At 35.6% G+C, this 12,565-nt stretch carries 7 protein-coding genes and 1 pseudogene; 4 read left to right on the forward strand and 4 right to left on the reverse strand.

What is annotated here, in order from left to right; genetic code table 11:
- Positions 1 to 260 precede the first annotated feature (260 nt).
- The 4 genes and pseudogenes from AC0QT1_RS05820 to AC0QT1_RS05835 form a co-directional block, all read right to left on the reverse strand.
- A pseudogene (locus tag AC0QT1_RS05820) lies at positions 261 to 1,435 on the reverse strand (tyrosine-type recombinase/integrase).
- Between the two features lie 531 nt (positions 1,436 to 1,966).
- A complete protein-coding gene (locus AC0QT1_RS05825) occupies positions 1,967 to 2,860 on the reverse strand; it encodes a porin (RefSeq protein WP_473200240.1) in 894 nt (297 codons plus the stop codon).
- Between the two features lie 640 nt (positions 2,861 to 3,500).
- Entirely contained in the window at positions 3,501 to 3,773 is a 273-nt protein-coding gene (locus tag AC0QT1_RS05830; RefSeq protein ID WP_473200241.1) for a hypothetical protein, read from the reverse strand.
- Positions 3,767 to 6,142, reverse strand: coding sequence for a mechanosensitive ion channel domain-containing protein (locus AC0QT1_RS05835; RefSeq protein ID WP_473201838.1), 2,376 nt, complete (start codon positions 6,140 to 6,142; stop codon positions 3,767 to 3,769). Before AC0QT1_RS05835 ends, AC0QT1_RS05830 begins: the two co-directional genes overlap by 7 nt.
- Before the next feature lie 179 nt (positions 6,143 to 6,321).
- Between AC0QT1_RS05835 and AC0QT1_RS05840 the strand changes: the two genes are divergently transcribed.
- The 4 genes from AC0QT1_RS05840 (at position 6,322) to AC0QT1_RS05855 (ending at position 12,104) form a co-directional block, all read left to right on the forward strand.
- Positions 6,322 to 6,696 carry a hypothetical protein gene (locus AC0QT1_RS05840; RefSeq protein WP_473201839.1) on the forward strand — a complete coding sequence of 125 codons (375 nt, stop codon included), beginning with the start codon at positions 6,322 to 6,324 and terminating at the stop codon, positions 6,694 to 6,696.
- Between the two features lie 76 nt (positions 6,697 to 6,772).
- Positions 6,773 to 9,286, forward strand: coding sequence for a protein translocase subunit SecD (secD, locus tag AC0QT1_RS05845; RefSeq protein ID WP_473200243.1), 2,514 nt, complete (start codon positions 6,773 to 6,775; stop codon positions 9,284 to 9,286).
- A 93-nt stretch (positions 9,287 to 9,379) separates the two neighbouring features.
- On the forward strand, positions 9,380 to 11,134 hold the full coding sequence (locus AC0QT1_RS05850) for a cation:proton antiporter domain-containing protein (protein ID WP_473201840.1): 1,755 nt from the start codon (positions 9,380 to 9,382) through the stop codon (positions 11,132 to 11,134).
- A 16-nt stretch (positions 11,135 to 11,150) separates the two neighbouring features.
- Positions 11,151 to 12,104, forward strand: coding sequence for a lysylphosphatidylglycerol synthase transmembrane domain-containing protein (locus tag AC0QT1_RS05855; protein ID WP_473200245.1), 954 nt, complete (start codon positions 11,151 to 11,153; stop codon positions 12,102 to 12,104).
- Positions 12,105 to 12,565: the final 461 nt, after the last annotated feature.

The following is a 12,565-nucleotide window of genomic DNA, read 5'->3' on the forward strand; positions in this document are numbered from 1 at the left end:
GTTCGTGTTGCGGAGGAATGTTAGAAAATCCTATTCCCTAACCTTTATTCACGTATCCCGCACCTTTAAAAAATATATGGAAAATCAATAAGTTATTTATAGTTAAAGATTGAGAAGCGGAGAGAAAGGAAGAGGCTAGAGTCTTATATAGAGGTTATTTCATTTGACAAACTCATGCTGATACCGAAAAAAGAAAGCAACGCTTCTTTGAAGCTCTAGGGATGCCATTATGATAGAGTGACAGCAATTATATTTTAGGCTTAACGGTTTAGAATATTTGGTAAAGATGTTCCTGATATAAAAGACGCCCATTGTTCTAAGAGGATACGACGTTGTTCTAAGAAATCTGTTCGCATGTAAGCTTTCGTCACTGAATTACCAACTGAATGCGCAAGAACAGATTCTGCAATTTCAAATGGTGTTGATGTTATCTCTGCTATCCAGTCACGAAGACTCGATCTAAAACCATGAGGTCTATAATCAAAGCCTTTGTCTTTCATGAATTTAGAAAGCGTTGCATCAGATATAGGCTTTCCAAAACTCCCAGAAAATAAAAAACCATTTTTTTTTGCTTTTTCAATAACAGCAAGCGCTTCAGCTGTAAGTGGCACACGAAAGTCCGAAACCTTTCCAACAATCCCCTTCATATTTTCTTTGGGGATAATCTATATTGATTCATAAATCTCTTCTAACCGAATATGCCTGATTGGCATAGAACGAACACCCGTCAAAATAAGAAGTTTTAAGGCTAAGTTTGATACAAGCTCATCATTTAAAGATTGAAAAAACTTAGGCACTTCTTTCCATGGCATTGCTGGAATATTTTGGGTATTTTGAATAAACTTTCCTAATAAAGCTTTTGCTTTTGGTATTAATTGCATATCCACATCTATACCAAGTGCTGCCGCATGTTTTATAGCTATATTCAAGCGGGATAGAGCTTTACTTGCTGTTTCGTTTTTTGTCTTCCAAATGGGAGAAATGCATTCTTTTATATCAACTTGCGTCAGTTCAGTGATTGACATATCACCAAGTTTAGGAAAAACATGTAACTCAAGAGGTGTTAACCACCTTGCTGCTTTCCCTTCATTTTTCAATTCGTTTTTTTCGCTTCAAAAGTACCGGAGGCAATTTCTCGTAAAGAAATACCACCTCCTGCTCGACGCAAATTTTCTTTTTGTTTTTGGCGAATTGGATCAATTCCTTGATCCAAAAGATCACGCCAAGCTGTAGCCTTGAACCGTGCTTCTTTTAAAGATACATTGCTACAAGAGCCTAATCCCATTTCTCGTCGTCTTTTATTAAGATCAAACCTAAAAACCCATCGTCCTTGATCTGGTGCAGTTTTGATGAGCCATAAACCAGCTCCATCAGCATATTTACCTTTAGATAGATTTTTTACAGATAAGACAGATAGTCTATCACGTGTTCTTATTCTTCGAACCACCTTTTGGAACGCGATTGGAACGCTTTCATCTGGTACCAAGATTATATATAAAAGGCAATTAAATAAATAAAATAAAAACAATTATTTATTAAATATAAAAAAGAGAAACCGCGCTATCAGGTGATATTATAGAGAGTTCTAAGACAAGAAAAAATCGGTGCACAAATGGTGCAGCCGTCCGCACCATAACATTTAGATTTTCCTTATTAATAGCTTGTAGAGAATGACAAATTAAACCGCATTTAAGAGCATCTAATGCTAACAAAACAGTATTATAATAACTCTTTTAATTACGAATCATAACTTCTTTTATTACGCTTAGCAGCGCTAATGATCTTCACTAAATTTTCATACTAAAAAGATCTTTTAAGCTATTTATCACCTTATCACAATATTAAAAATCTAGATAACTAAAAGTTAAATCCTTTCTTTCCATAAAAAGGGTAACATTCTACAAAACAGCGAAAAAAAGGCCCTATCAAGGATAGGACCTTTTCCATCAATTTAATCTTACAAAAATTAGAATTTGTAAGCTATTCCAACACGAAAGTCATTCGTTTTATATTTAAGTTCAATTTCATCACCGAATTTCTTTTTACCAAAATCCGAGTAACGATATTCCGCACGGACAATGACATTATCTGTCATTGCAACATCAATGCCACCACCAAGAGTATAACCAATCATAGTTTTTGTAACATCTGATGTTTTATTAAAGGGCTCCTCTCCTGTAATTAATGTCGACATAATATCCTGAAACTCACCATAAGCGACACCACCAGAGATATAAGGCATAATACGATCAACAGTAAAACCAATGCGCGCTCGTGTGGCACCAGTCCATTTTTGTTTTAAAGTATGAGTGAAAGTCAGACTGCTTTTCCTTGTTTCTGCACCTTCGTCGGTTCTTGCTTTAACTCGCATCATAAGGCCTTTTTCTTTCGAGCCATTTGTGCTATCTCCATTTTCACTCCCACTCTCTATAACCTCACTTCCGTTATCTTCTTCAGTCTCAAAATGACTTTTCTTATTGTCTCGACTCGTAAAAAATATATCGGTATCAATTCCCAAAATAAAATTATTACCAAGATCGAAATTAGCACCAGCATAAATCCCACCTAAAAAACCAGAAAGTTTAGGCATATATTGCTTTGCCACGGGTACCCATTCCTTCTTTCTACTATCATCATCAGGATAGAGAGGAATATTAACATCAGGCACTATAGCAGAGACTTTGCTCGAAAAACCACCAACTTGGCCTCCGAAATAAAAACCGCCCCAAGAAAAAGGTGGAGAAACAACAACTGGTGAAGCAACATGTTCTGGCTGTTCAGGAACAACAACATCTGCTGCCTGTACCATAGAAGTTGAAACCAAAGTAAAAATGGATGCTGTTAGAAATTTTGTATTCATAAAATTATACCCCATTGCTATTATAAATATAATAAAAAATCACATTCAGTAAAAACAAAGCGCTATCAAATCTTATGCTGCAAAATCACATATACTCCTCTATAGTTACATCAAAACCTAATTCAGCAAATATTTTTACTCAATTTTAAGCTTTAATCAATACTTTTATATCTAATTTTATCAAATATCATCTTTTATATTTTAATCTGTTATGTTTTACTTAAAAAATAAAATATAATACTCTTCTTATTTAAAAGATTGTATCAAAATTCCAAAATCAGTTTATTCAACGGCCTGTTTTTCGCAGCCACCATCCGCAATAATGCCGAAAATTATCGGCACATTGCTAGTTATCAAACCTTGCCATAAAGAGATTTAAAAATACATTTGGTATTGCATAAAAGAAATGATTTTATTTCAGTTATTTATTTGAGCAATTTTTTAAAAATTATCACACTTAAAATACATATTTTTGATTCTTCACGTAAAAAAGGCTACCCATGTTATTTATTCAATGTAAAATCTCATACTAAGATTACAGCTTTGACTGAGAACTTTTTAATTATAATATTTCTCAATAACTAAACAAATAGCATCATCATTCTTCAAATTTTATCTCATAAGAGAAATCGAAACGGCTTTATTTAAAAATCGCTCTATCGTGACTGATTTCTATATTATCCTCTGGCTTAACTACGAACCTGTCTTTATTAGGAAAGGTAATAAAACACCCTTTCATGCAAATCGTAGCAGTTTGATTAGTACGCAACGAGAGATTTAAGGGTATACTGCCTTCCACAATGATGAGAGAATGTACCTTTAAATCGGCATTCTTGACGGTTGCTGCAAAAGTTGTAAGAGCCCAAATATCCAACAGAGCAACTGCAATACAAATGCAAACATATTTTAACATTCTAGGATTCCCTCTTCAACGAAACGTTTATATAATATAAAATGAAGAGCATTTGTCACCTTAGAAGGTGAGGTGATATTAGGCACATAAATAGCCAAATTAAATGAAAATTTCTTACTATCAAATGCAGTAAAACTAACCTGCGGCGCAGGATTTTTTAAAACCCCTTCTGTTGCAGAAGCAATTTCTAGCAAAATTTCAACAACACGTTCTGGAGTGACATTGGAAGAAACAGTAATTGGAATATCAATCCGTCCCATTTTACTCCGTCGTGTCCAATTACTAACATTATTATTGATGAGAGTTGAATTAGGAATAATAATTGTCTTACGCTGAAGTGTTTCAAGTTCTGTTGCACGTACACTGATCCGTTTAACAATACCACCTACTGATCCAGATTCCACATAATCCCCCAGTTTAAAGGGTCTTCCAATCAAAATAATAAGCCCAGATACGAAATTTTGAACGATATTCTGCAAACCGAAACCTATACCAAGCGAAAGCCCACCTGCAATAAGAGCAAAATTTCTAAGATCCAAACCTGCCATCGACAATCCGATCAAAGCAGAAAGAACAATACCACTATAACTTATAATTGTTTTGATAGAATTACGCACACCAGAATCAAATTCACCATGTGATAATATCGTGCTATCTAACCAACCGATAAATTGACGAATGACAAAAAAACAAGCGAAAAAAACAACGATTCCTGTAATAATAGAAATCAAAGAAATAGAAACATTTCCAATTTGAAAACCGGTCATCAACTGCCACAGTACCGCTCTCAAATCAGAGTAAGAAAATCCAAATTGTACAGCAATGGGCATTGCACAAAATACAATAACAAATAAATTAAGGAAAATACTCAGAATACTCCCTAATTGATCCATCGTTTTTTCTTCTAAATGGAGCCATTGCATCAAAGCATGACCAACGCTTGTTTTTACAAATTGTCCTTTTTTTCCAAGTGCTTGCGTACTTTTTATCCCTAAATACATTAAAACTATAAATGTGCCCCCAATTATAATTTGCTGCATCAGAAAACGCGCTAAGCCAACATAACCTAAAAAATCCATTATAATCAGCAACAATCCTAATAAAATGAAGGCAATGCGTATATAAAATGGCCAAAAGTATTGTTTTTCTTCTTCATTTTGCAAATGCTTACGCTTGAAACGTAAAGGTACAAAAGAGATTATAAACAGCAGAAGCGCTACAAGGAAAACAGCAATAAAACTTTTTGCGATTGTTAAAAAAAGAGAAGCCGAAATTATTTGATAAATACTATCAAAAACAGCATCAAATGCTAAAATTCCACCTAAAAAAGTAAGCAAAATCACCAATTGATGTGCAACCGACGGAGCAATGTTGAAAAGATGCATAGGGGTTATATTCGATGATAACAGAACAACTGCTAAACGATTTATCAAAAAAACTAAGATAATTTGATAGCCTATCGTATCAAATACTGCTGTGAGCTTCCCTAGCTCCAAATTAAAACTACGAGATAAAAATAATACAAGACAAACGCAAAAAACACAGACAAGCAAAGGTAAGAGAATTGAAATAAAAGCGACTAATAAGCGCTGTAAATAAGATATCTCCTCATTACTTTTAGCAAAGTGATCATACACATATGCAAGAGCTTTACGAGAAAAATAAGAGAGTCCTAAAGCAGTAAAAAGTGGAATAAAAAAGGAAAGAAACAGCTGTAACAATTTGAAATAAAAAACGAAACTTATCCAAGAACTCAAAAGAAAAAGAAAATCAGACGAAGCTTCTTTTGTTTTCTCAAAAAAATGTTTGAGCATTGGAATTGAAAACTCAAGCCTGTGTGTAAGTGTGCGTTTAAAAAGCTCTCGAGATTGAGAAATAGCAAGTTCAGATATTCTATTTGTAGCCAAAAATATTGCTTCGAATCGAAGCACTATGCTGTTAATTTCAGCTTTTTTCTCCAACAAGCAAGCATACTCTTTAGCTATTTTTTTCGAGTTTTCTAAACCACCATGAAGTTCTGTTAATTGATCAAGAAGTGCATTAATATCATTAAGAGGGGCACGCAAAACAAATGCCTCTTCTATAGCACGCTGACTGATATCTCGTGCACGATAACGCACTTCTGCTAAAGCATGCTCATCTTCTAATTTATTTTCAAAATCTTTTTTTAAAGTTTCTGTATTTTGTTCAAGATTCTTAATAACAAGCTGTTGTTGTTGAATAATTTTATCAATTAACTGAGAAGTAACTGCCTGTTCAACAATTGCATTTTGTGACCCAATATCTCCCCATACACAAGAGCTAAAGATAACTATAATCGAAGTAACAAAGAAAAGTATGCGTATTTTTTTTCTAAAAAATGAATACATATCTGCCTTAGATGTACCAAAGAGGAATCTGCCCCCTCTTGTTAACAATATGGTATAGAACAAATATTTTCAACTTCTGTAGAACAATTTATAATCTTCCCCTTATCCTATAATACTGATAAGAGGAGAAAGGATAATCGTAACTGTGAACATAACAAAATTAAAGAAGGTACTCTAACATGCTTTTTTTGCACCCCTATTGCAAAAAAGAAAATTTTCTTCCCTTTACGATCTGGCTTCTTCTGTCAGGATTCTGCCTATTGTTAACAAGCAGCTTAGGAACACGTGCTTATTTAATAAAACAACCCCAAGCAAATAATATAGTTAAAAAGAATAACCTTTATCCACAAAATAAGCGTAGCCAATTGAACGTTAATACAACTGAAACTAAAAAGTTTGCAACATTTTATCTCGATCCTGTTTTTCCTAAAAAGACTTCTCAAAATATCCTAACATTGAATCTCTTTTTGATAATAATTGTCGTTATTTGTACACAACTTAGAAACCTTAAAACACAATATTTTTTAAATAAACGCGCTCCTCCTCTTGCTTGAATTATGAAACTATCATCTTATCTCACCACGACCTTTAATTAACAACTCTTTAAATTGCCTATTAGCGGAATATATCATGCGTACACCCAGTTGGTTGACTACTCTCTATTGTCTGATTCTTTTAAGCAGCATTTATGTTGCCTTGCCCAATTTATTCTCGCAAGAACAGGTAAAAAATTCACGATTTTTAACCGATACCCGTGTAACACTTGGGCTTGATCTTCAAGGAGGCTCTTCTCTCCTCCTCGAGGTCGATAGCAAAACATTAAAACGCGACCAATTACACGTAATTTTAGCAAATGTACGGAACACACTACGTGAAAAACAAATCCCTACATCAAGTGTCCGTATTACCGAAGATAGCGTGGTTGTACTTGTTTCTGATCCATTACAAATTGAAAAAGCACTCTCTGCTTTGAAGACATTGATAACCCCCATACACAGTAGCTTTGGTGCTACAGCCGATGATATCACTATTAGTGCTCAAAATGAGACTATCCGTGTCATATTAAGTGAAGCTGGTATCAAGGATCGTATGAGCAATGCTATTGAACAAAGCTTAGAAATTATTCGTCGCCGTATAGATCAAGTTGGTGTTACTGAACCAGCCATCCAAAAGGTAGGAACCGATCGTATTATGGTTCAATTGCCAGGCTTACAAGATCCAAAGCAGCTGCGTGATCTTTTAGGAACAACCGCAAAGATGAGCTTTCATCTCGTCCCTTCCAATGTGGATATAAATAACCCTCCTGTAGGTGTTTCAATTCTCCCCGGATATACAGATCAGACACAACACTACGCAATTTATGATCAAATCGCCTTAGATGGAAATGTCCTGAAAGATGCCCGCGCAGGTTTTGACCCACAAATGCCAGGACGTTCTATCATTTCATTCACTCTGAATTCCGCTGGCGCAAAAACATTTGCGGAAATAACACGACAAAATATTAACCGTCCTTTTGCAATCGTTCTCGATAACAAAGTTTTGACCGCTCCTACTATCAATAGCGTTATTCCCAACGGGCAAGGTCAAATTACAGGGAACTTTGATCCCAAAGAAGCCTCAACTCTCGCTGCCCTCCTGCGAGCTGGTTCCTTACCTGCCCCACTCACTGTGATTGAAGAAAGAACTGTAGGCCCAAATCTTGGTGCTGACGCAATTCAAATGGGGCTTTATACCGGCATAATCGGCTTCGGTTTTGTTACAATTTTTATTTTTCTTCTCTACAGAGTTTGGGGACTTATTGCGAATATAGCACTTGCACTCCATACTATTTTAACATTTGCTGCACTCAGTCTTCTAGGTGCAACTCTCACCCTACCCGGTATTGCTGGTATTATTTTAGGTATCGGTATTTCTGTTGATGCCAATATTCTCATTAATGAGCGTATTCGTGAAGAAAGCCGAAAAGGCATTAGCGCCTTTGCAGCTTTAGATCGTGGATTCAAACACGCTTTTGCAACCATTGTTGATGCCAATGTTACTGCAATTATTGCAACTATTTTACTGTTTTGGTTTGGCACCGGTCCTGTTCGCGGTTTTGCTGTAACAATGCTGCTTGGTATTATCATCTCCATGTTCACAAATATCACCATTGTGCGTATCATAATGGTTTGGGTAATCCGCAAATGGAAAATTAAAACTCTGCATCTTCATTCTCTTTTCAATATTATCCAAAAAAATACAAATTTCCGTTTTATGAAGGCACGCTTTATTGGTATTGGCGTCTCAATTGTTTTATCACTTGCTTCGATTTTTCTGTTTTTAAAACCTGGCTTAAATTTCGGAATTGATTTCATTGGTGGAAGCCAAATGAGTATTACCACAAAAACACCAGCAAACTTAGCGACCTTACGTTCTAAGCTTTCTACCCTTAATATTGGTGAAATTACCTTACAAAATATTGATAATGCAAACACTGTATTGATTCGCATGCAGAAACAAAGTGGCAGTGAAGCGCAACAAACCATCGCCATTGATAAAGTCAAAACAACAGTACAAAACATCTATCCAGATGCCACATTCGATCAAATAGAAGTTGTTGGTCCAAAAATTTCAGGTGAGCTTGCTACAGCTGCTTTTACTGCTGTTATTCTGGCCGCAATTGCCATGTCTCTTTACATATGGTTGCGCTTCGAGTGGTTCTTCGCGGTCGGTGCAATTATAACACTTATCTTAGATACGACAAAAATGATTGGTTTTTTTGCCTTATTCCAATTTGATTTCAATTTAACGGCCATTGCTGCTCTTTTAACAATTGTCGGTTATTCCATAAACGACAAAGTTGTTGTCTATGATCGCATGCGTGAAAATATGCGTCTTTATAAAAAAATGCAGTTGCGAGAACTCATTGATCTTTCAATTAATCAAGTTCTTATCCGTTGTCTCTTTACATCGGCTACGACGGTTCTTGCTATGTTACCGATGGCGATATGGGGTGGAAGTGCGGTCCATAATTTTGCAATACCCATGGTCTTCGGGATCATTATTGCGACATCATCCTCTATCTTTATTGCCGCTCCGATTTTGCTTCTGCTAGGAGATTGGTGGCATAAACGGAATAATCGTACAAATAAAACACTAAACTAAAATGAAAATGCCATGCTTATACAACAGGTCACCTCTCTTCTCATAAAAAACTCACAATTGTTTCATTTTTTGATAAAAAGTCGTAGATAATCCATGCTTCATGATACACCACTGATTACAACTATTGTTGCAGGTTTATGTTTAGCCTTTCTTCTAGGAATGATTGCTAGCCGTTTGCGTATTTCACCACTGGTAGGATACTTATTAGCCGGTGTGATTGTAGGACCAAATACAGGCGGCTTTAGAATAGATTCCGTTATTATCAACCAACTCGCTGAAATTGGTGTCATTTTGCTGATGTTTGGTGTTGGACTCCATTTTTCATTAAAAGACCTTTTATCTGTAAGAGCTATTGCTATCCCTGCTGCCATTGGACAAATGGCATTTTCTACTTTTCTGGGCTTATGCCTTGGTTTAATGATGGGATGGGGTTTCAGCGGTAGCTTAGTCTTCGGTTTAGCTCTATCAATAGCCAGTACTGTTATTTTACTACGCGCTTTACAAGAACGCCATCTTATTGAGACAGAAAAAGGACGCATTGCTGTTGGGTGGTTGATTATTGAAGACTTAGCGATGGTCCTTATTCTTGTCCTCATACCATCACTAGCAAATATCCTTAGTAATACAAAAAAGGAAGCAATTGATCCTCTTGTTCAGTGGTTGGATTTAAGCATTTGGGGGATTTTTGGTCTTACCATATTGAAAGTCATCCTCTTTATTGCACTTATGCTCGTTATTGGACGACGTGTTATCCCATGGTTATTAAAAATGAGTGCGCAATCAGGATCACGCGAATTATTTCGTCTTAGTGTCTTTGCTATTGCATTAGGAGTAGCGTTTGGAGCAGCCCATTTATTTGGAGTTTCTCTTTCTCTTGGTGCTTTTTTTGCCGGTATGGTTATGAGTGAATCAGAATTAAGCCATCGTGCAGCGGAGGAATCTTTACCGCTACGCGATGCATTTTCTGTTCTTTTTTTCGTTTCTGTAGGGATGTTATTTGATCCAGGAAAACTATTAACGCATTTTTTTCCTCTCTTAGCAACGCTCTTCATTATCATAATAGGAAAATCTATTGCCGCCTTTTTTATCGTTAAGGCTTTTCGTTATTCTAACGCAATAGCTTTAACCATCTCTGCAAGCCTTGCTCAAATCGGAGAATTTTCTTTTATTCTTGCAGGTTTAAGTTTGAGCTTGGGACTTTTAAACAATGATGCCCATGATTTAATTCTTGGAGGTGCGATTCTTTCTATTTTGCTCAATCCCCTTGTTTTTATTGCCTGCGATAAAATAAAAAAACATCTAGAAAAATTGCCTACAAATTTACAAGATACACAAGCGATCATTGATCTTGATTCTCAAGATTCCGATCAAGAATCTTTACAAATGACCTTAAAAACCAATCATATCGTGATTGTTGGCTACGGTCGTATTGGTAAATGTATTGCATTATCTTTAATAAAAAGGAATGAACCTGTAGTGATAGTCGAAGAATCAAAACGCCTCGCTGATAAAGCAATTGCAGACGGCTTCGAAGTGATTTGTGGGAATATCATTCAACAGGAAGTGATGAACGCAGCAAATATAAGTGATGCATACAAAGTTGTTGTTACGATGCGAAGTACCATTGAAGTCGGAGAATGTATAGTGAATATCCGTAATATGAAAAAAGATATTCAGATAGTAACACATGCATTATCCGATGTAGAAACAACTTATCTCATTGATTTAGGTGCAAATGTCGTAGTAACTGATGACGAAGAAATTGCTAACAGTATTATAGAACATATCATAGAACAAAGATCTGTAAAAAATATGCACAATCATGTGATAAATTTACAAAAAACATAAAGTGGATAAACAAAGCGTGAAAATAAAGCAATTTATATGGCCATTTATTGGTATCTTAGCAATGCTGATATCTATCCGCATTCTTTATATAAAACTTTCTGCTATTTCTTTTAATGATGTATTGGAACGTTTGGGCCATTTAAATGCACAAGATTGGCTATTAGCCTGTTCGTGTTCTCTTCTAGCTTATGCTGCTCTTGCGGGATATGACCGAATTGCCTTGCAACATCTGGGCCATAAAATTTCTTGGTTTTTTATCGCACTCTGTTCGTTTACGACCTATGCCCTTTCACACAATATTGGTGCTTCAGTTTTTTCTGGTGCAGTCGTACGCTATCGCGCCTATAGAATGAAAGGATTAAGTGGAACCGAAATCGCGATATTAGTAGGTTTTTGCTCTTTTACCTTTGTAATAGGTACAATCTTACTTTTTGGAATTGTTTTGATTTTAAAACCTGAAATTATCAGACTCATTCATGATAACCTTCCTGAATGGCTTGGAACAACAATTGGTATAATTCTGCTCGGCTGTATAGCCCTTTATACCTTTGGCAGTTGGCTTCAACTGAAACCCCTCCGCTTGAGTAAAAAAATTCAACTTTCCTACCCACAATTAAAAATTGTCATCCAACAACTCCTCATTAGCCCCCTAGAACTTTTAGGAGCAGTAGGGATTATATACGCAGTCCTCCCACATAATACAGATATTCATTTTATTTCTGTGCTCGGTGTTTTTCTCGCATCTTTCACTATAACGCTTCTCTCCAACGCCCCAGCCGGAGGAATTGGTGTTCTGGAAGCTTTATTCATAACAGGTATGCCCAGTGTAAACCCAACTGATGTTGTTGCAGCACTTATTGTATTTAGAATGCTTTATTTAATCATACCACTGATCATTTCTTTATTTGTTGTAGCAATTTTTGAAACACAACAATATCGGAAACGGATCTTCAAAACACCCCCTAAATAAAGAGAAATCACGCCTTTATTTTTATGACATATAAATAACAATAACCCTGTTGGATCTTGTCTTGTTTGTAAATCAACATAAACATTATCTTTAATTGATTTTTTTATATTGATTTGAAGCCTCTCTTTTTCATACCAATTTCATGATCAAAATACATAAAAATAGTTTAATATTTGAATTTCCTTTAGCAAACCGTCCAAATAAACCTATCCAATAAATTCTGTATGAAAAAATCACGCTTTTATAGTCCTGAATCCATTTTCAACATTGAGTTTACTTCCTTATAGTGCAATGCCCTTTATAAAACTTTTTATGATAGAAAAGAATAACAAAAATTTTTAAGATAACCTGACGAAAGCAAAAATGGTTTCACAAATAACTTTGCACCATTTTCTTCTTCGCTAAACAAATCATCAATAAAGGGCTTCATCTAGTATGAAGTCTCCCCTCTTCCAAGCTAG

The organism is Bartonella sp. P12B (assembly GCF_055796185.1).